This window comes from Breznakiella homolactica (genome assembly GCF_016616095.2).
Classification (GTDB): Bacteria; Spirochaetota; Spirochaetia; order Treponematales; family Breznakiellaceae; genus Breznakiella; species Breznakiella homolactica.
Genome location: NZ_CP067089.2, coordinates 684,163 through 704,497 on the forward strand (window position 1 = coordinate 684,163; position 20,335 = coordinate 704,497).

Consider the following 20,335-nt stretch of genomic DNA (forward strand, 5'->3'; position numbering starts at 1 on the left):
TATGGTATCTTGTTTTGACATACCAAAGGTATGTTAAATACCAATGGTATGTCAGGGGGTAGAAATGAACCGGAGGGATCTGCAGAAAGCTGAAACCTGCCGAGATATCCTGACAGCTGCGGAACTTCTTTTCTATCAGCAGGGATACGAACAGACATCGATTCAGCAGATCGCCGAACAGGCGGGCCTGACCAAAGGCGCGGTATACCATCACTTTGATTCCAAGGAAGCGCTTCTGCAGAGAATGGCCGATGACCATTACAATACGCTTCTGGAGGCGGTACTGCCCATTATGGCGGATAAGACCAAATCCTGCTTCAGCCGGATAGCCGCCATAATACAGACAACCCGGAATATAGGGCTGCGGAAAAGTTCTTTCGTTTCGGAATATTTCCAGGTCCGCCAAAACAGCAATTCCGGAACGCTGAAGGAACGCCTCCGGGATTCGGACAAGAAATTTTACCGGGCCGTTCTCGCGCCGCTTCTCGCCGAAGCCCGGGGAACGGGGGAGTGTGATTTCTCCGCGTCTCCGGAGATTATAGCCCTGTTTATCTGTGAGCTCGACCGGTGTACCGCTGAGGAAATCAGCGGAATAGCGCTGAAAAATAAAACCGCCGGAGCGGAACGGGAGATACAGACGGTCCTGGGAACCTTCATATATGCTCTTTCAAAAATGCTGAACCTGGACACCAGCACGGTGGAACGGATTATCGGAACCCGGGAAAGCATGCGTTTTTACAAAAAAACTCTGTCGGAAGAAAGGAAGCGGCGCCATGGGCGGCAATAATACATCCTTCAGTAAATTCCTTGTCCTCTGGGGAGCCCAGCTTATTGCCAGCATCGGCAGCGGCCTGACCGCATTTGCCCTGGGAGTGTATGTGTACGGACAAACCGGAACCGCCGTAAGCGTTGCGATGGTTACCCTCTGCGCCTTCCTGCCGTCGGTGCTGCTCAATCCGGTAGGGGGTGTCCTGGCCGACCGGTACGACCGGCGGCTCATGATGGTTCTCGGGGACTTCGGTTCCGCGGCGGCCCTGATTTTTATGCTGGCGGCTATGGGCACGGGGTCAATCGCGGTCTGGCAGATTTGTATTGCGGTTTCCGTTAGTTCGGTATTTGTCGCCCTTATGCAGCCGGCGTACAAAGCCACCGTGACGGATCTTCTCACGGAGGACCAGTTTTCAAAAGCCGGAGGCCTGGTGCAGCTGGCATCCTCAGCCCAGTTTCTTCTTTCACCGTTTATCGCGGGATTTCTGCTGGGGTTTACGGATATCCGGACCATTCTCATTATTGATATAGCGACCCTGGGGATAACCATATTCGCGGCGCTTTTTGTCCGCCGGGGGATTGCCGCTTCCGGTTCCCGGGACAGGAACGCCGGGAACAGTTTTGCCGCTGATCTCAGGGACGGATGGCAGGCCATCACGTCAAGAAAGGGGGTGCTCCTTCTGATCGGAATTATTTCGGCAATAACCTTTTACATGGGACTGCTGCAGACCCTCATAGGTCCAATGATCCTTTCCTTCAAAGACGCAAAAGCCCTGGGGATCACCGAATCCCTGAGCGCCGCTGGAATGCTGGTAACCAGTATTTTTATAGGAATCTTCAGTATGAAGGCAAACCTTTCCCGGGTTTTGGGAATATCCCTGGCCGCGGGAGGAATATTTTTTGCGGCCATGGGGCTCAGGCCGGAACTGCCCCTGATAACCGGCGCGGGGTTTCTGTTTTTTGCCTGCCTCCCGTTTATCAATACCAGCGCCGAAGTAATGATCCGGAAGAATATTCCCAACGAGAAACAAGGGCGGGCCTGGGGGCTGATCGGCGTTATTTCACAATTGGGATACCTTATCGCCTACGCCGCCGCTGGTTTCTTGGCGGACCGTATTTTTAATCCCCTCCTTGTTCCTGGCGGCCTCCTGGCTCCGACTGCCGGGCGTATCATCGGTACGGGGCCGGGCCGCGGTATCGGGCTGATCTTTATCATTGCCGGGCTTGCTGTTTCCGCCATTGGATGCACCGTTTCCCGTCTGCCTTCAATAAAAGCTCTCGGGAAAGGACTGTAATATGGTTCTGCATATCTTAAAAAAAGATCTCCGCCGGAACAAAGGCATCGGCGCCGTGCTCTTCATTTTTATTTTGCTTTCGGCGTTTCTTGCCGCCGCGGGATCAAATATGATCGCCTCTCTGGCAGGTTCCCTGGATAACCTTTTTGAGAAAGCCCGGGTTCCCCATTTTGTGCAGATGCACGCCGGCTCTCTGGATGAAAACCAGATAACCTCCTGGATGGCCGCCGGCGGTTTCGCGGAGGAATACCAGGTCGTCAGGATGGTAAGCCTCGACGGAACTTCCCTGGGCTTTAACGGCCGCTATGACGGGGAAGAAAATTCCATCATGGATATCAGTTTCGTAAAACAGAACACCGGATTTGATTTTCTCCTGGATACCGGTAATGATGTCTTCCGGCCGGCTACGGGTGAGATTGGCGTTCCCGTGTATTATATGGAACGGGACGGTCTGAAAATCGGGGATACCCTGGCGGTAACCCAGGGGCGGTTTTCCGCGGAATACACCATTGCCGGTTTTATCCGGGACGCCCAGATGAACCCCGCCATGGTACATTCAAAACGATTTGTTTTGAATGACCGTGATTTTGAAACCCTTTCCCGGGAAATCCCGGAATATGAATACCTTATCGAGGTCCGCCTTTGGGACACAAACAGGCTGGCTGAATTTCAGGCGGCATACCAGGAATCGTCCCTGCCAAAAAACGGGCCCGCGGTGGATTACACGCTGTTCAGAATGATTAACGCCCTGAACGACGGCCTTATCGCTGCGGTGATTATCCTCGTCAGCCTGCTGCTCAATATAATAGCCATACTGTGCCTCCGTTTTGTGATGATCGCCGCGATAGAGGAGGACTACCGTGAAATCGGCGTTATGAAGGCCATCGGCCTAAAACTCCGGGATATAAAACGGATATACCTGGCAAAATATGTCTGTATCTCCGCCGCCGCCTGTATCGCGGGCTGCGCCGCCGCATTTGCCGTAAAGGAACCCTTCACCGCGAATATCATGGTGTACCTCGGCGCGGCGCCGGTGACATTGCTGAATACGCTGCTGCCGCCGGGACTGGTGCTTTGTGTCTTTGCCATGGTTGTTTTCTGTTCCTGGCTGGTTCTCCGCCGGTTCAATACGCTGTCCGCGGTGGAAGCCATACGTTCAGGGACCGCGGGAAAAACCGGAACCGTCCGGACAAAAATCCTGGCGCTCCGCAAAAACAGACACACCCCGGTACCGCTGTTTCTCGGACTCCGGGACCTGGTACTTCGGTTCGGAAGTTTCGGACTGCTCTTTTTTGTTTTCGCCGCGGCGTCTTTTGTTATTCTCGTTCCGGTAAATTTTCTCAATACAATCCGGTCTCCCTCTTTCATCAGATATATGGGAATGGGAAAAAGCGATATCCATATCGATATCCGTCAGGGCAGCGATACCGGGGAACGGTTCGGTGAGGTTATTGAATCCCTGCGGCTTGATCCCGATGCCGCGCTCATATCTCCGCATGTGACCGGTACTTTCAGAATCCTCGGCGGCGACGGAACCGCGGAATCAATAAATATTGAAACCGGAGATTTTACGGTTTTTCCCCTGGAGTATTTCGCGGGAAAACCGCCCGTGGAGGGCGATGAAATCGCTTTGTCCTATCTCAGGGCGGAAGAGCTGGACAAAACCATCGGGGATACCCTGACACTTTTCCACGGTGGTGCGGAATACACCCTTACCGTAACGGGGATTTACCAGGATATCACCAACGGCGGACGGACCGCAAAGGCGCCGCTCCGGCTGCCCCCGGAAAATACCCTCTGGTATACGGTCAGTCTCGGCCTTAAACCGGGAGCGGATATCGGCGGAAAGGCCCTGGAACTCTCCCGGCGTTTCCCCGGTGTCCGGGTAACGAATCTTGATTCATACCTGTCCCAGACCCTGGGCAGTACCATCGGACAGCTCCGGCTGCTTGCGGGGCTGGCGTTTTTTATATCCGCTGCGCTGTCGGTGCTCATTACATCCCTGTTCCTCAAAATGATTATCGCCAAGGAAAGTTCCCGGATCGGTATTTTGAAAAGCCTCGGGTTTTCCGAAACCGCGGTCAAGTTTGAGTACGCGGTAAAAGCGGTGGCGGTGCTTATTCTGGGTATTGTCCTGGGTACGGTTTTCTCAAATACCGCGGGTCAGGGACTGGTAGCCGCGGCGTGGTCATTGATGGGAGCCCCGGGGATACGGCTCGTCATAAACCCTGTCCAGGCCTACATCCTGTGTCCGTTGGCGCTGCTCGCGGCGGTCAGCGCCACCGCGGCCATAAGCCTCCGGCGTATCCGGACCGTAACTATCCGCGGATCAGTATCCGAATAGGAGGAATTCATGAATTACATACTTGAAGCGAAGGAGCTGTGCAAAATATACAGTACCGGGAAAAATAATTCCCAGGAAATTCTTAAAAAAGTGGATATCGCCATAACCCAGGGTGAATTTATATCGGTCATGGGTCCGTCCGGTTCCGGAAAATCAACCCTGCTCTACAACGTCAGCGGTATGGACGCGGCCAGCAGCGGAACCGTGGTTTTCGACGGCGCCGAAATAACGGCCCTCAGGGAAAAAGACCTTGCCGCCATCCGCCTCACCAGGATGGGGTTTGTATTCCAGCAGTTCAATCTGCTGAAGAATCTGTCGATATTCGACAACATCATCCTTTCCGCGTATATGGCAAAAAAAGAAAGCCGGGAAGAAATAAATGCCCGGGCCTGGGCTTTGATGGAGCGGACCGGCATCAAAGACCTGGCGGACAGTGATATCACCCAGGTCTCAGGGGGACAGCTCCAGCGGGCGGCGATCTGCCGGGCGCTGATCAGCAATCCGCCCATTGTCTTCGGCGATGAACCCACCGGGGCGCTCAACTCAAAAGCTTCCCGGGAAATAATGGATATCTTCGCCGAAATTAACGCCCTGGGAACCACGGTTATGCTGGTAACCCATGACGTAAAAGTCGCCTCCCGGAGTGAACGGGTTCTGTATATGACCGACGGGGTGATCGCCGCTGAAAAGCACCTGGGAAAATTCAATAAAGAAACATCCAATGAAAAGTCACGGGAAGAGGAACTTTCGGACTGGCTTATGAATCAGGGTTTTTAGCGGAATACCGCAGGGGACCGGCTTTGCTTTATTTAAGCAATAAAGAAAACCGGTCCCTTTTTTTACAGCAGATTTTCAGGGTTGAGGCACTGGAGATCATCGGGGAGGAAAATCCCGTCCTTGCGGATCAGTTCTCCGTCAAAGTACATTTCGCCGCCGCCGTATTCTTTCCGCTGGATGGAAATGAGATCCCAGTGGACCGAAGACTTGTTTCCGTTGTCGGCATTCTCGTAGGCCTGTCCGGGAGTAAAGTGGAAACTCCCGGTGATTTTTTCATCAAAGAGAATATCCGCCATGGGGTCCCGGATAACGGGATTTACACCGATGGCAAATTCCCCGATATAGCGGGCACCGTCGTCGGTATCGAGGATTTTGTTCAGCTTTTCGGTATTGTTCGATTCGGCTTTGATGATCTTCCCGTCCCGGAATTCAAACTTCACCCCGGTAAACAGCAGTCCTTCGTACGGGGAGGGCACATTGTAGCTGATGGTGCCGTTCACCGAATCCCGGACCGGAGCGGTATAGATCTCCCCGTCGGGGATATTCCGGTTTCCGCTCATGCCGATGCTCGGGATGCCTTTGATAGAAAATGCCAGGTCCGTCCCGGGGCCGGTGATCCGGACCTGGTCGGTCCTGGCCATCCTGGCGACCAGTTTTTCCATGGCCTTCGCCATTTTGTCGTAATCCAGGAGGCACGCGCGGAAATAAAAATCCTCGTAGTCCCCGGTGCTCATTCCCGCTAATTGGGCCATGGCATTGTTCGGATACCGAAGAACCGACCATTTCGTGTGGTTGCACCGCCGGTCGAGATGTATGGGACCCCAGTATTCCTTCCGGTACGCCTCCATACCGGGCTCGGGAATTCCCTTCCAAGCGTTGATGTTTTCCGTTGCCCGGATGTCGATGTACGCGTCCATATCCTTCATGCGGTTCAGTTCGTAGGATGCCACCTGCTTTATATGGCCGCGGTCAGCGCCGGTGATCAGGGCCCGCTCCAGTTCATAATCGAAAATATGGATGTAGGGTTTTCCCCCGGCAGCGTAGGCTTCTTCCACCAGGGCTTTTGCCAGCCCGGTTTCGCGGCCGTGCAGCTCTATGAGTATTTTCTCACCCTTCTGCAGATAAACCGCCCGGTTAATGAGAAACTGTGCGAATTTTCGTATTCTGGGATCTTCCACGGTAGTTCCTTTCCGGACGATGCCGGGCACCGTCCGGGAAAAATAATGGCTAAACTGCTTTCTGAACCGAAGCCTTCGGCTGGGTACAGGCGCTCACAACGAAAATAACAATAAACGCCAGGGGAACGGAAATCAGCGCGCTCCTGATGTTCATGGGTGATTTCAGTATCGCGTCCCAGAGAATTGTCAGGACGCCCCCGGTTATAATCCCGGAGATACCGCCGGCCTTGGTAACCTTTTTGTAGAAGAGCGCGCAGAGCAGGGCCGGGGTGATGGCGGCGCCGTACATGGTATACGAATACATCTGGATCGACAGAATGCTGGGAAAATACATGCCCATGATGAAAGCAAGAATACCGAGAACCACCACAACGATGCGGATGAATTTAAGTTTGTCGCTGTCGGTGGCGTCTTTCTTTATAAACCGGGCCCAGATGTCATAGGTAAGATTCGTGGATGCCGAAAGCAGGAACGAGTCCGCGGTGGTGACCACAAAGGAAATACAGGCTGCCATGAGGAGTGCGCCGAATGCAAAGGGAAGGAAATTCATGGCAAGCTGGAAAATAATCGTATCCGGAGCGGCAGCATTGGGGATAAGGAAAATCCCCGCCGTGACGATCATGATCGTCGTTACAATGACGACTAACTCGGCAACGAACATACCGATATTGGATTTCTTCGCTTCATTGGAATCCTTTGCCGAACTGAACCGCTGCATGAGATTCTGGTCCCCGAGAATGAGGAAGAATGAAGGCAGCATGTAGCCAAGAAGCTGAATGCCGCTCAGCCCTGCGGTAAAGGAATTTTTGCCCTCCGGGAGGTTCGCGATAATCCCGCCGGGGAGATTCACCTGACCCAGCAGCATGGGGACGGCAACGAGGAATCCCCCGACCATGACGAACGCCCCGATGGCGTCGGTATACGCTACCGTAACCATGCCGCCGGAAACGGTCAGTAAGATGATTCCCACCGCCGCGAGTACCGTGGCCAGGGTCTGGTCCACATTCGTGGTAAGGGCGATAATCCGGCCCGCCGCCATAAACTGGGAGGAGACTATCCCGGCATAGGCTATAATGATACAGACCGACGCGATGATCCGCGCTTCGGGACCGTATTTCTGCTCAAACAGTTCGGGAATCGTATAGGTAGTGGTCTGGCGTACCTTTCCGGCCACCCAGTACAGCACAATTATTCCCAGGGGCGGTCCGAGGAAGTGGATTATCCCCGCAAAAGGACCATAGGAATAAATGAAGTTTGCCGATCCGGTGATCCCGCCGCCGCCGCACCAGGTCGCCAGCAGGGTTCCCACCAGGACAATAAACGGCAGGCGCCTTCCGGCAACGGTAAAGTCGTCGGAATTCTTGACCGACTTTTTGCTGAGGATAAGCCCCACAACAATCAGAATGAGCAGATAGGAAAAGATTACGATCAAATAGCCCATACAGATTCCTCCAAAAATTGATATCCTACTATATGGATATTGGAAAATCCTGTCAATTTTTATTTTGCATGTTTTTGCATATTTTTTACATAAATATGCGTGTTTCTGCTCCGCAGCAGGAGGTTTGACCCCTTCCACTTTAGACGATTTTGCATTAATTTAAAAAATATGAAGAGACTAACATTTCTTATTGTCCTCTTGAGTGTTTTTGCGGGATTTGCGGCGGCACAGTCGCATCTTACCATTTACGGGATTAAGGGCCCTTCGGCGGTTGGGATGATCCGTGTTTTCGACCGTCCCCCCAGAATTCCCGGAATGACCGTTACGGTTGAAGCGCTGGCTTCCGCCGACCTCATGGCGGCTAAGTTTATATCCGGGGAAGCGAAAATCGGCATTCTTCCTCCCAATGTGGCGGCCAAGATCGCTTCCGCGGGCAAACCGGTACAGGTTGCCGCGGTGGTCGGTACGGGTATGCTCAGCCTCCTTACCGCTGATCCCAGTGTCCAGTCTGTGGAGGATTTCAAAGGTAAAACCGTTGAGGTCGCGGGCCAGGGGGCGACCCCTGATTACGTGTTCCGCAGAATTCTGATTTCCAGGGGAATGAACCCCGACCGGGATCTCCGCCTGGGTTACTCTTTGGCGTACCCGGAGATAGCCCAGTCCCTGATAGCCGGCCGGGTGGAAAACGCCCTCCTGCCGGAGCCCTTTGCCACCATGGCCCGTTCGGGCAAGCCGAACCTCAGGGTCGTGGGGGACATCCAGGAAGAATGGGTCCGGGCCGGGGGTGAGGGGAACTATCCTATGACCGTTCTGGTGGTGGACGCCAATTTCGCCAGGGAACAGCCCGGCGTGCTCAGGGCAATATTGAATGAATACAAAAACTCAATCGAATGGGTAACGGCCAATCCCGCTGAAGCGGGGGCCCTGGTGGAAAAGCACAACCTTGGTCTTAAGGCGCCGGTGGTGGCCATGGCGGTTCCCCGGAGCAATTACGTATTTATTCCCGCCGCCGCGGCGCGGCCGGCGCTGGAATCCCTGTACCGGACGTTCCTGGAATTTTCCTCCGCATCAATCGGAGGTGTTCTTCCCGGGGATGGTTTTTACTACCGGTAGCCCAAAAATACAATGGGGGAAAAAAAGAATACCTCCCTTCTGTGGGTTGGTATAGGCGTTGCGGTCCTGGTGCTTTTCTGGCAGATCGCCTCCGTTATCGCCGGCAGCGATCTTCTTCTGCCGGGACCCGTTCCCGTAATACGGCGTCTGGCGGCGCTGGCGGTGACGGAGCCCTTCCTCAGCGCGTTGGGGTTTACCTTTCTCCGGGTTATGTGGGGAATAATCCTGTCGGCTCCCCTGGGGGTTATCGTCGGTGTCGCCGCCGGCCTGGACCGGCGGGTCAGCGCCTTTGTCCGGCCTTTTTTTTCCGTGGTATCCGCGACCCCGGTGATGTCGGTGATACTCATCGCGTTTTTATGGTTCGGCCAGGAACGGACCCCGGTGTTTACCGCCTTTCTCATGGTCTTTCCGGTTATGGTGGCCAATACCATAGAGGGGATCAAATCCGTTGACCCGGGCCTGCGGGAAGTCTTCAGAATCTACGGTATGTCCCGGCGGAAAACCCTTACAGGTCTGTATATTCCTTCTATTCTGCCTTTTCTGCTGGCGGGTCTCCGCAGTTCCCTATCACTGTGCTGGAAAGTTGTGGTGGCCGCGGAAGTGATAGTACAGCCCTTCCGGGCTTTGGGAACCGGAATGCAGCAGGCAAAGGCCCAGCTTGAAACTCCGGAACTGTTCGCCTGGACCGCGGCCACGGTTATAGCCGCGGCGTGTACGGAATTCATCCTTTCCCGGCTGCTTTCCCTGCTCAAAATCCGGGGAGCGGCGGTATGAGTGTTTCCATCAGAAACCTGGAGTTTGGGTTTAACGGGAAACCGATTTTCCGGGACTTCGGTATCGACCTGGCGGAGAAAAAAATAACCGCCATGCTGGGCCCTTCGGGCTGCGGAAAAACTACCCTGCTCAGACTTATCGGCGGGCTTCTTATTCCGCAGGCGGGGACCATAACCGGCACCGGCGGCGGTGTTTCCTTTGTGTTCCAGGAGCCGAGGCTTCTGCCGTGGTACACGGTGCTTGAAAACATTATGCTGCCCATAGAAAAATCCCTGGGAAAAGCCGGGGCCGAAAAACGGGCCCGGCGGTTTCTGGAAATAGTCTCCCTGGCGGGAAAGGAAAAGTCGTACCCCAATGAGCTTTCCGGCGGCCAGAAGCAGCGGGTGTCCGTTGCACGGGCCTTCGCGTATCCCTCAAACCTGATTCTCATGGATGAACCCTTTCAGTCCCTGGATATCCCCCTGCGGATCCAGCTCATGGATACGACCCTGTCGCTTCTTGCCGAGGAACCCCGTACGCTTATCGCGGTAACCCATGATCCCCGGGAATCACTGTACCTGGGAGAACGGATCGTTGTTCTGGGCAGCGCTCCCCGGGGAATCATTTTTGATGAACCTATTTCCATTCCCCGGGGTGAGCGGGCCTACCATTCTCCCAAAACCGGAGAGCTGGAGGCGCGGCTTATTGGGGTTCTGTCGGGAGAATTGCTACAGCAGTGACCCCCGGGCCTCAAACGCCGCCGCGGTTTCGCCGGCGGTCTCGAGCATCCGTTCGGATACCAAAGGGACGAGGACAAGAATCTGTTTTATACCTTTCCTGCCGCCCCGGGCACGGTACGCCTCTTCGGAGGTATTCCATATTTCGAAGAAGCGTGGAAGGAATCCGAGCATGAGGGTGAGCACCAGGGCAATCACCGGTTTTTTTCTCCGTTCCGAAACAGCCCGAGACCATGACGGCTTAAGGGGTTTCAGCAGCGCCGCGGCGGCGATGAGAAGCAGCCCCTCGGCCTTTGCCGCGGAATCCCGGAGCTCCGCCATGGTGGTAACGGAAAAGAGCAGGGACGCCGCGCAGAATGAGACCATCAGGACCCCGGCGAAAACGAGTCCGGCCACGCATCCTTCCGTGTCGAAACCAAGGGGCGTAAATTGTACCGACCGTATGAGCACCACCAGCCCCGCGCTGATAAGCAGCATCCTGGATCCGCAGAACAGTTCCCACGGTTTTATCCCGGCAATCAGACTGCCCGCTAGTATAAGCGCGGCGGCGCCCGCCAGCGCCCAGGGGCCGAAGAAAAAAGTCGCCAGTGAAATCCCGAGGAGGCCGAGGAATTTAAGGCCCGCGGGGAGCCGGTGCAGAAGAGAGTTACCCGGCCTGTAGGAATAGGGAATTACCGATCGAGCCATGTGCAGTCCCCCGCGGCGGCGTAGCTTTTCCGGGGATCCCGGATGCCGTATTCCGGTTTCAGCCGGTCCAGTACCTCCTCCGGCCGGCCGCTGCCGCGGATATGGCCTTTGTCGAGGATTACCAGCCGGTCAGCCATAGCTAGAACCTTTTCCAGCTCATGGGTCAGGATAATCACGGTTTTTCCCGCTTCCTTTAAACTGCGGATTGCCTCAAGAACCTGAACAACCCCGGGCCAGTCAAGGTTCGCGAAGGGTTCATCCATGATCACGGTTTCGCAGCCCATAGCGAGAACCCCGGCCACGGCTAGACGCCGTTTCTCGCCGCCGGAGAGCCGCCGGGGTGAATACGCTTTTTTATCCTCCAGGCCCATGGCTTTCAGGGAGTCCTCGGCGCGCTGTCCCGCGGCGCTTAAGCCTAAATTTTTCGGTCCAAAGGCGGCATCCTCGGCAACGGTCTCCCCAAGCATCTGGGCGTCCGCGTCCTGGAACACGAAACCCAGGAACGATCTGAGTTCCCGCGTATGCTGGCCCGCGGGCCGGTTCTTGAACAGGATTTCCCCTTCGGTGGGATCACTCAGTCCCGCAAGGATGCGCATAAGCAGGGTTTTTCCTGAACCGTTGGAACCGGCGATGATGAGGCATTCCCCGGCGGCAATATCGAGATTTACGCCGTTAAGCGCCCGGTTTCCGTTGGGAAAAATTTTGGTGATATTTCTGAGGGAAAAAACCGTTTCAGCCATGGACCTGATCGGAAACTATCCGCCGCAGCCGGGGGGTGATAAGCACCGCCGCGGCCCCTTTGACCGCGTCGCCGATAATAAAGGGAAGAAATCCGGCTGTTGCGGCGCCGGCCCAGCCGATGTCCAGGACGAATTTAAGCTGGATAATCCCCGGGATATACACAAGTAACAGCCCCGCAACCGCCGCCGCGGCAATCCTGATCCGGGACACGTTTCTGCGGGCGACCGGGCATCCGGTGATGAGTCCGGCCGCGATTGCCCCCAGGAGATATCCCCAGAGAAACCCTCCGGAGGGCTGCAGAAACTGCACGAATCCTCCTGCGGCTCCGGCGAATATGGGCGCTCCCAGGGCTCCCGCCAGAAGGTACAGCGCCACCGCGGCGGCGCCGAGAAACGGCCCGAGCACAAGCCCGGAAAGCAGGGCGAAAAAATTCTGCAGTACTATGGGAACCGGGGAAAAGGGCAGGGGGATCGCGATAAATGTCCCCCCGGCGATAAGGGCCGCAAATAAGGCTGTGTGGACAAGCCCGAAGACCGCCTTTCTTTTCGGGTTTACCGCGGCCGGCGCGGCGGTGGTGTTTTCCATTGCTGTAACTCCTGTTCGCTAAAATTGAAGTGAAGCGGCGCCGGGAACGTACCGTTTGAGACCGGTTCCGGTCCTGACGATCCCCCGTCCGCTGCTGTCGATACCTAAAAAAACTCCGCCGGCGGCGGTTTCCCGCTGCGGCGCGCTGCTGTGGAAGGGGTCGGTAATCCGTACCCTGCGGTTTATGCCTTCGGCACGGATGTTCCATTCTTTCATAAGTTCCCGGGGGTTATACCCGCTTTCCTTCAGGGATTCAAATTCTCTGAGAAAGCTCCCGAGAAGTTCCCGCCGGGAAAGCCGCCGGCCGGAAATGCCGGCACAGCTGATGGACGTGTCCGGCAGGACGCTGTTGTTGATATTGATCCCGATGCCCAGGGTAATCCATCTGAGCTGGTCGCCTTCGGCCCGGAATTCCGTAAGAATCCCCGCTATTTTTCTGCCCCGGATATACACATCGTTGGGCCAGCGGAGCTGCGCGCCGGCTCCCGTCAGTCCGCTGACAGCCCGCGCTGCGGCTATATTGGCGGCCAGGGCGATCCGGCCGTATTCCACCGCCGGAAAGCAGGGCCGTTCGATAAGGGTGAAAAACAAGCCGCCCCTGCCGGAAATCCAGTTCCTGCCGGCCCGTCCCCGGCCGGCGGTCTGGGTTTCCGCGGTAACCACCGTACCGGAACGGATCCCCCGGTCAGCCAGTTCCTGGGCCCGGTTCATGGTACTGTCCGTGGATTCCCAATGGCGGAACAGCTTTTCCCGCTCACCGAATTCCCAGGGAAAGAGGAAATCGTCCCCGGCCCCGGCGGCTAAGGTATAGCCTTTGTCATCACCCTTCACGGCGTACCCGGAGTCCTGAAGAACCCTGACTGCTTTCCAGACCGCGACCCGGGATATTCCCAGGTCCCGGGCAAGCTTTTCCCCGGAAACCATTTCGCCGCTGTTTTCCCGCAGCCGGAGAAGAATATACGCCTTTGTGGACATAGCCGGATTCTGTTCGTTAACCATGAATTATGATAGGTTAACGGTATGGTTGCTATGTGTCAATGGTGAACGAACAGTTCTTCTCCTGAATAAGTTTTCCAATGCGGAATTGAACACTGCCTGGGAGAGAAGCAAAGAGCCGGTTAAGCCGGAAATCGCCCGTGCGTAATGGCAGCGCCGGGTCTCTTGTATAAAACGACTTTCGAGGCGAAGCCGCTGAGGAGCCATCCCTAACTTAATATGACAGGACCCGCGGCCATAGTAACTTCGGGCGCTTTCCGGCTTGAAAGACGCTGTGCTCCCCTGCTATTTCTGGTTCAGGTTGAATACCCCGTCCCAGTTTTTTGCCGGCGGAGTTTTTTGGTACTTGATACAGCGGTTCAGATAAATACCCCCGGGGCCGTCATCAGGGTCATGGTCCAAAACTTTCCTGAAGGCGGCTTCCGCCCGGGACCAGTCCTTTGCCTCAAAAAAATCAAGGCCGCTGTGGAACAGGTCAGCTTTTTCCCGCAGGTAATCCGGCGCGTCATCCCGGAGTTCCAGAATTTCGTGGAGCTGCACCGGTTCATGGATACCCACAACCCGGACCCGGTCGAGTCTGCGGGTGAGGATGCTCGGTCCGGCGTCCTGTACCGTGGTGTCCGAGGCGAGAATCCAGGTTCCGTATTGCTTATTCACCCCCTCGAGCCGGGCGGCAAGGTTTACGGCGTTTCCCATAATGGTATAATCCATCTTCTGTTCGGTACCCATGTTTCCTACAACCATATTGCCGGTGTTGACACCGATCCTGGTCAGGAGCGGGGAAGGACTCAGCCCGTCGGCGATAAACCGGGTGTTCAGTTCCCGTTCCACCCGTTTCATGATAATTGCGGACCGGCACGCCTTGAGGGCGTGTTCGGGCAGGTCGATGGGCGCCCCGAAGAAGGCGATAATTGCGTCCCCTTCGTATTTGTCGATCGTTCCCCGTTCATCCAGCACAACATTGCTCATGGCGGAAAGGTACTGATTGAGGAGCCGTACCAGGTCTTCGGGATCGAGTTTTTCGGAAATCGTGGAGAATCCCTTTACGTCGGTAAAAATAGCGCTCATATACCGTTTCGATCCCCCCAGCTGCAGCCGGGAAGGATCGTTGAGGATTTCCTCAACCACCGCGCCGGAAAGGTATGTGGAGAACGCCTTGCGGATAAAACTTTTTTCCTGTTCCGAACTGACAAAGGCGACAACCTCCCGGACCACCACCGCGACAACCATTGCCAGGGTCGGCCCCAATGGCCCGAGAAAAATGCCCTTAACAATGAAAAGTACCAGGGAAAACCCGAAAATGAGCAGGGCCGTGCCGAAACCGAGTCCTGAGCGCATTCCGGGCCTGAATCCCCCGATGGCGATAATAACCAGCGGCACCAGAACCAGGGTGATCAGGATGCTCCACCATTGGCTCAGGGGAGTGATGAATGACTGGGACAGTATCGTATCGAGTACCACCGCGTGGGTTCCGACGTTTACATAATGGCCGTAGAAGGGATTTACCCCGATATCGGTGGTTCCCGTATCGGAACGGCCGATGATGCATAATTTCCCGGGAAGCATTTCCATGAGCCAGTTATGGGTGGTGGTAATCTCGTTGTAGCTGGAAACAATATTATCGGATAAGGTCCTGAGGTAGGCTGTTTCCTCGGCCAGCTCCGCCGCCGCTTCTGCGGAGAATTGGAGCTCCAGTTCCTGTATGAGCCGTTCCATGGCTTCCAGTTCAATAAACTCCTGGACCATATCCCGGTACGCCTGTTTCAGATACAGATATTCCTCAAAGTCCTCTTCGGAATTCTCCTCCACCGCGTACCTCCGGGCTTCGGTGATTCCATCCCGGCAAGCGGTTATATCCTGCAGGAGGAGGTAGATATAATAAAAGAAATCATCGTCCATGAGCTGGCTCCAATAGCCGAGGTCCGAGACATTGTAAAACAGGGAATAGAGGCTGTTCTCCGTTTCCTCCAGTTCGGAAAAATGGCCGAAGGAGATATGCTCATAGCTGTCCTCATAGGAGGTTTTCGGCCAGTCCAGGAGCATGGCTCCCTTTTCATCCAGGGGAATAAAAATATCCTGCACGGTGCCGTCGGGCATCTGCGCCCCCCGGATGGTCATCTTCCCCGGTTCCATGGCGATATCGGGATTGCCCATCATGTGAATCAGGGGGGCGAAAGCGAGCTGCAGGTACCAGTACCCGTCAACCCTCTGGGCAAGGTAGATCCTTCTGCGGACCCCGTCATCGTCGATGGTCACGTTGGTATAGCCCGCGCCTTCCAGGGATTCCATAAACTGGGGAATAGGCGGAAGCACATCCGCGAGGGTGCTTTTGGGATAGTCATGGTCATTTTCAATGGGATAGGAAAACATTTCCTGGGCGTATATCCTGCGGTCCGCCTGCTCCTCCGGCAGGGGCAGGGCCTGAAGATTCAGGGTTCCCCAGGTACGGCCGAAAAGACGGGAGCTCTGGGACAGGTACTCGTCGTTGTCCCGGGCAAGGCCCTGGGTTTTCGTGTATAGATCATCCCGCTGGGTGCTTATTATCCCGCTCAGTTCCCCGGAAAAATCCAGGGCGTCCTCCAGACTCAGCCGGCTGTCCCGCAGGGCGGTAAACAGCTCCGATACATAGGAGTCGATGGTGATAAAGCTTTGGTCAAAATCTTTTTTCAGAAGCTGCCTGAGGTATACGTCGTCGAGCCCCGCCGGACTTTCATCAATATATTCAATATCAAAAACCGCCGCGGTAACGCCGTATTCCTTGAGCCGGAGGAGTCCGTCTCCCATGACCGACCGGGGCCAGGGGAAAACCCCGATATGGGATATGGCCTGGTCGTCCACATCGAGGAAAACCACCTGTTCAATCCGCTCCCGGCCGGGGCGGAACCGGAGAAATAGGTCGTATAAACGCTGTTCCGCGAACCGGAAAAATCCCGCGAAGTACAGCAAAGAAAACAGTACCGCGGATACGAAGGCGATAAGTATGGACCGATTCCGTAGTGTCATGGCCTCTCCCTGGCTATTCAATTCATGTATAGTATTACTATATCGTACAGTACATTCAAAAAAAATGGTATGCTGGTTTTTTCCGCGGAATTCGGGTGTTTATACCAGACTTTTTTATTAAAAATTGATAATATACCCGGAGGATGGTATAATCGTACCAGATCCGTATTACTTGGTCCTATAGGAAGGATTGGATGATGAAGAAATTTATCCTGCTGCTGCCTTTTGTTTTTTCGGTTTGTTTTGCCCATGCCCAAATAGCGGATGAACTGGACCTGCTTTTGAGCATTCCGGAAATATCCTATGCCATGGCCGCCCGGTTTGTTCTGTCCGCCGCGGATATCCTCCCCGAGGATGCCCGGGAAGTGGATGCCTTCCGGGAAGCGGACCAGCGGGGATGGGTTCCCGTCAAGGCTGAACCGAGCACCCATATTACCCTGGGAGGGCTTTCCCTGCTGCTGATGGAAGCCTTCGATATCAAGGGCGGGCTCATGTACACAATTATCCCGAGCCGGCGGTACGCCTACCGGGAAATGCTGTATAAGCAATGTATCCAGGGACGGACCGATCCATCCCAGACTGTTTCGGGAGAACGGTTTATTAATATCCTAGGCCGGGTTCTGACCTATGTTGGAGAAGAAGTATGAAGAAGCTGCCCTTCCTTTTGTTTTGCCTGCTCTGTTCCGGTACTCTTTTTGCATGGGACTACGGTCTGGTCCTGAACCAAACCCCTAAGTACACCCACGACGGATTTGAATACGTCGGAACCTTCACCCCCTGGGTCTCGGCCCTGTTCGGCGACAATATCGATCTGTACGTATCGGGGTTTATTAAACTCAAGTACGAAGACGATGAATTTTCGTTTATTCCCGACCTTGGCCGGACCGAGGTCCTTTACCGGCATTCATCGGGCATGACCCTGGGCGCCGGCCGCATGGACTACATGGACCCGGCGGGGATGGTCGCCTCCGGGTTGTACGACGGGTTTTCCGGCAATTTCCGGTTCGGAAACGGGCTGTCTTTCCGGGCAAACGCGTTATATTCCGGACTGGTCAATAAGAAAAACGCCGAAATCGTACTCAGTCCGGCCGATGCGGACGATTTCGCCGATGACGACCGGTTTTTAGCCCCCTCCCGGGCGCTGGCCAGCGGCATTCTGACCATTCCCGGTCTCTTTGGGGTTCATAATGAACTCTCAGTCGGCCTGATCGGGCAGTTTGACCTCGGTTTCGACGATATCTGGTACCATTCCCAGTATCTGTCCGTTAATTACGATTTCAACAGGGTCCGGAACCTTGAACTGAGCCTGGATCTGTCCGCGGCTCTGGCGGAGTATTCCTTTGAGGATGAAACGGAACTGGAATTCACCGCCGCGGCGTCCCTGGAAGCTCTCTACCGGCTCCCGGTGTCGCGGCCCGCGAGCGTCTTCGCGGGAGTCCGATGGGCTTCGGGCGACAGCGGCCCCTTTTCGCCGTATAAACCGGTAAATGTACTGTCCCAGGGGAAAGTCTTTACCCCCAATCTTTCGGGGCTGACGAAGATCAACCTCGGCGCCGGGGTCCGGGTTACCGAAAAAATATACACCGAACTCCTGGCGAATTATTTCCTCAGGACCGATATGACCACCGTAAGCGATGAGGATATCGATCCCGACTCCGATTCCTATGCCCTGGGAGGCGAGATCTATGCTTCCCTGATCTGGGCGCCGGTTTCGGATGTGTCCTTTATCCTCGGCGGCGGGGCGTTCCTTCCGCAGCTTGGGGATGCTTTCGTTTCCGACGCGGATGTTCAGTGGCTGGTATCTCTGGCCGTGGTTCTTTCGCTGTAACAGATAAAAATAGAAGATTAAGGAGAGATGTATGAAGAAAATTATTGCCTTTTTAACGGTCGCTTTGACCGCCGCAGCTCTTTTTGCCCAGGAACCCGCCGCTTCGGTCAGGGAAGTAAGCGGCAAGGTTGAGATAAAGGCGCCGGGTTCGGCAAACTGGGTAGCCGCGGCTCCGGGAATGCGGCTGTCCAGGGATACAATTGTTTCAACGGGCTTTAAAAGCACCGCCCAGATTACCCTGGGGGATTCGGTTCTCACGGTCAAACCCCTGACCCGCCTTACCCTGGCGGAACTGAGCAGTTCCGGCGATACCGAGCAGGTCCGGGTTAATCTCGCCGCGGGAAGAGTCCGGGCCGACGTAAATCCCCCCGCGGGCCGGCGGACCGATTTTACCGTCCGCAGCCCCTCTGCGACCGCATCGGTGCGGGGAACCTCCTTTGATTTCGATTCCGACCGCCTGACGGTATTCGGCGGTACGGTTTCATTTACCGCCGGCGGCGGGAATGAAGTTTTGGTGGACCAGGGCGGATCAACCTTTATCAACGCCGATGGCCAGGCTGTGTCCCCCAACGCGGTTGCGGCGGCTAACGCGGCTCCCCAGCTGCCCTTGGGCGCTTCCCAGCGGGATATCAACGCCGCTACCTCAGCCCCGTCAAAAGTCGGCCAGTCTGGTTCCATCACCGTGGAAGTACAGTGGTAAAAATTAAAATGTAAACTGCGGAGGATAAGTAATGAAAAAAATTACTTTATATACAGCGCTGCTGATTACAGTAACGGCCCTTCTTGTGTCCTGCGGTATGTTTTTCGACAACCAGGCCAGTGATGAAGGAACCGTCCGGATAACGCTGGGAACGGCCGAGGGCCGTGCTTTGGGTGATCCCGCTTCCGCGCAGCTTCCCGTGTTTTCCCGGGTCATTCTCTACGCGAAGCAGAACGGCAAAACCGTCCGTTCCGGCTCTTTCTCCGGCGGGAACTCATCATTTTCCATGTCCGTACCCTACGGGAGCGGCTACGAAATTGAGCTGTTCGCCGTGGTGGACCAGTCGAAAAACCCGACGGTTCCCGCCATTGTTAAAGCCTACGGCGGCCGGGTAAAGAATATCTCGGTAAACCAGGCGGAAATAGAACCCCTTATCATTGACCTGTCCGTGTCGGAAACCGCGATAATGCGGCATTACCTGGGGTTATCCAATCTTGAACTGCAGTATTCCCCTGATGGGTCAACCATGGAAACGATATTCGATTTTGGATCGGCATCTATGATGGGTTTCCCCTATACCATTGACCAGTACGGCAGAATCCTGACCATGCAGGGAGATACAATAACCCGTTACGACGGCAGGGCGGGGGCAGGAGACGTAATCTTCGATTCCTCTTCTACCTTTGTTCCTCCGCTTATTTCGAATATGACGGAACTTGTCTATGACGGTACCAGGAACTGTCTCATATATCTTTCCAACACCACCGATATCGAGTACTGGCTTTTTGATTATCCCGGCGAATCCGATGATTTTGATGTAAATACATCCCTTGACCTGCCGCCTAATATTCCCCTCGCGGTGGACCGGGACGGATACCTGTACGGAGTCTTTTCGAGCGGCGGCGGGATCTATGTGCTCAAACTCGAGGTTACCGGCCCCCGGGACGACTATGAGATCCGGGATGTGAGCCGTTTCAGTCTTACGGCTAACGGAATTGTGGATCCCAGCAAGTTACGTGTCGTAAACGATGTTCTCCTGATCATTGGGCGTGAAGCTGCCGATCCCGGCGCGGAATTCCCGAGCCTGTTCGCCGTTGACTGCGGCACCATGAAGCTGAAGTGGTCTTCAATAAGCTCAAAAGAGTACCCGCAGATCAAGAACACGGATGCGGTTGGGACGCTTCCCCTGGGGGAAATGGACCCATCTGTTTACGCGTTCCCCGCGGGCTGGACCCGGGACGCGGTGTATATCCAGGACCGTGTCACAATTATAAACAGTACCTCACTTGACGATTATTACAGGGTCGTGGAGATTGATATAAATTCAGGAAAAATCAGAAGGAGCCATTTTATCACGCTCAATTAATACGCCCTAGCAGCGGAGCTGCG

Annotated in this window: 18 protein-coding genes; 11 read left to right on the forward strand and 7 right to left on the reverse strand. The window is 55.2% G+C overall.

Annotated features, from left to right (window positions below; translation table 11 throughout):
* The first annotated feature begins 64 nt into the window (after nucleotides 1–64).
* Genes JFL75_RS03360 through JFL75_RS03375 form a run of 4 tightly spaced genes read left to right on the forward strand, consistent with a single transcriptional unit; the run spans nucleotide 65 to nucleotide 5,184 of the window.
* Nucleotides 65–787 carry a TetR/AcrR family transcriptional regulator gene (locus JFL75_RS03360; protein ID WP_215625287.1) on the forward strand — a complete coding sequence of 241 codons (723 nt, stop codon included), beginning with the start codon at nucleotides 65–67 and terminating at the stop codon, nucleotides 785–787.
* Nucleotides 774–2,063, forward strand: a complete 1,290-nt coding sequence (locus tag JFL75_RS03365; RefSeq protein ID WP_215625288.1) for an MFS transporter — start codon at nucleotides 774–776, stop codon at nucleotides 2,061–2,063. The genes JFL75_RS03360 and JFL75_RS03365 overlap by 14 nt, the downstream gene beginning before the upstream one ends.
* 1 nt (nucleotide 2,064) lies before the next feature.
* Complete coding sequence (locus JFL75_RS03370) at nucleotides 2,065–4,407, forward strand: ABC transporter permease (protein WP_215625289.1); 2,343 nt, start codon at nucleotides 2,065–2,067, stop codon at nucleotides 4,405–4,407.
* Nucleotides 4,408–4,416: 9 nt separating this feature from the next.
* Nucleotides 4,417–5,184 carry an ABC transporter ATP-binding protein gene (locus tag JFL75_RS03375; protein WP_215625290.1) on the forward strand — a complete coding sequence of 256 codons (768 nt, stop codon included), beginning with the start codon at nucleotides 4,417–4,419 and terminating at the stop codon, nucleotides 5,182–5,184.
* 62 nt (nucleotides 5,185–5,246) lie between these two features.
* Here the strand turns inward: JFL75_RS03375 and JFL75_RS03380 are convergent, their stop codons facing one another.
* Complete coding sequence (locus tag JFL75_RS03380) at nucleotides 5,247–6,362, reverse strand: aminopeptidase (RefSeq protein ID WP_215625291.1); 1,116 nt, start codon at nucleotides 6,360–6,362, stop codon at nucleotides 5,247–5,249.
* Between the two features lie 49 nt (nucleotides 6,363–6,411).
* Complete coding sequence (locus JFL75_RS03385) at nucleotides 6,412–7,803, reverse strand: sodium:solute symporter family protein (RefSeq protein WP_215625292.1); 1,392 nt, start codon at nucleotides 7,801–7,803, stop codon at nucleotides 6,412–6,414.
* 168 nt (nucleotides 7,804–7,971) lie between these two features.
* Here JFL75_RS03385 and JFL75_RS03390 point away from each other — a divergent pair, with 168 nt between their 5' ends.
* From JFL75_RS03390 to JFL75_RS03400, 3 genes are read left to right on the forward strand one after another with little or no spacing between them, the layout of a single operon-like run.
* Nucleotides 7,972–8,916 carry an ABC transporter substrate-binding protein gene (locus tag JFL75_RS03390; protein WP_215625293.1) on the forward strand — a complete coding sequence of 315 codons (945 nt, stop codon included), beginning with the start codon at nucleotides 7,972–7,974 and terminating at the stop codon, nucleotides 8,914–8,916.
* A gap of 12 nt (nucleotides 8,917–8,928) precedes the next feature.
* The gene (locus JFL75_RS03395) at nucleotides 8,929–9,690 is read left to right on the forward strand and encodes an ABC transporter permease (protein WP_215625294.1); all 762 of its coding nucleotides are present in this window, start codon (nucleotides 8,929–8,931) and stop codon (nucleotides 9,688–9,690) included.
* Nucleotides 9,687–10,409, forward strand: a complete 723-nt coding sequence (locus tag JFL75_RS03400) for an ABC transporter ATP-binding protein (protein ID WP_215625295.1) — start codon at nucleotides 9,687–9,689, stop codon at nucleotides 10,407–10,409. The genes JFL75_RS03395 and JFL75_RS03400 overlap by 4 nt, the downstream gene beginning before the upstream one ends.
* On the opposite strand, the gene JFL75_RS03405 is transcribed toward JFL75_RS03400, so the two are convergent.
* From JFL75_RS03405 to JFL75_RS03425, 5 genes are all read right to left on the reverse strand, one after another.
* Complete coding sequence (locus JFL75_RS03405; RefSeq protein WP_215625296.1) at nucleotides 10,398–11,093, reverse strand: energy-coupling factor transporter transmembrane component T family protein; 696 nt, start codon at nucleotides 11,091–11,093, stop codon at nucleotides 10,398–10,400. The genes JFL75_RS03400 and JFL75_RS03405 overlap by 12 nt on opposite strands.
* A complete protein-coding gene (locus JFL75_RS03410; protein ID WP_215625297.1) occupies nucleotides 11,078–11,833 on the reverse strand; it encodes an energy-coupling factor ABC transporter ATP-binding protein in 756 nt (251 codons plus the stop codon). The genes JFL75_RS03405 and JFL75_RS03410 overlap by 16 nt, the downstream gene beginning before the upstream one ends.
* A complete protein-coding gene (locus tag JFL75_RS03415; protein WP_215625298.1) occupies nucleotides 11,826–12,419 on the reverse strand; it encodes a biotin transporter BioY in 594 nt (197 codons plus the stop codon). The genes JFL75_RS03410 and JFL75_RS03415 overlap by 8 nt, the downstream gene beginning before the upstream one ends.
* An 18-nt stretch (nucleotides 12,420–12,437) precedes the next feature.
* On the reverse strand, nucleotides 12,438–13,418 hold the full coding sequence (locus JFL75_RS03420) for a biotin--[acetyl-CoA-carboxylase] ligase (RefSeq protein ID WP_215625299.1): 981 nt from the start codon (nucleotides 13,416–13,418) through the stop codon (nucleotides 12,438–12,440).
* A gap of 282 nt (nucleotides 13,419–13,700) precedes the next feature.
* Nucleotides 13,701–16,418: a CHASE2 domain-containing protein gene (locus JFL75_RS03425; protein ID WP_215625300.1), complete on the reverse strand. Its 2,718-nt coding sequence runs from the start codon at nucleotides 16,416–16,418 to the stop codon at nucleotides 13,701–13,703.
* Between the two features lie 194 nt (nucleotides 16,419–16,612).
* On the opposite strand from JFL75_RS03425, the gene JFL75_RS03430 reads away from it, so the two are divergent.
* The 4 genes from JFL75_RS03430 to JFL75_RS03445 are packed head-to-tail and all read left to right on the forward strand — an operon-like array spanning nucleotide 16,613 to nucleotide 20,312.
* On the forward strand, nucleotides 16,613–17,065 hold the full coding sequence (locus JFL75_RS03430) for a hypothetical protein (protein WP_215625301.1): 453 nt from the start codon (nucleotides 16,613–16,615) through the stop codon (nucleotides 17,063–17,065).
* Nucleotides 17,062–18,246, forward strand: a complete 1,185-nt coding sequence (locus JFL75_RS03435; protein WP_215625302.1) for a hypothetical protein — start codon at nucleotides 17,062–17,064, stop codon at nucleotides 18,244–18,246. Before JFL75_RS03430 ends, JFL75_RS03435 begins: the two co-directional genes overlap by 4 nt.
* A 31-nt stretch (nucleotides 18,247–18,277) precedes the next feature.
* Entirely contained in the window at nucleotides 18,278–18,946 is a 669-nt protein-coding gene (locus JFL75_RS03440) for a FecR family protein (protein WP_215625303.1), read from the forward strand.
* 31 nt (nucleotides 18,947–18,977) lie between these two features.
* Nucleotides 18,978–20,312 carry a hypothetical protein gene (locus JFL75_RS03445; protein WP_215625304.1) on the forward strand — a complete coding sequence of 445 codons (1,335 nt, stop codon included), beginning with the start codon at nucleotides 18,978–18,980 and terminating at the stop codon, nucleotides 20,310–20,312.
* Nucleotides 20,313–20,335: the final 23 nt, after the last annotated feature.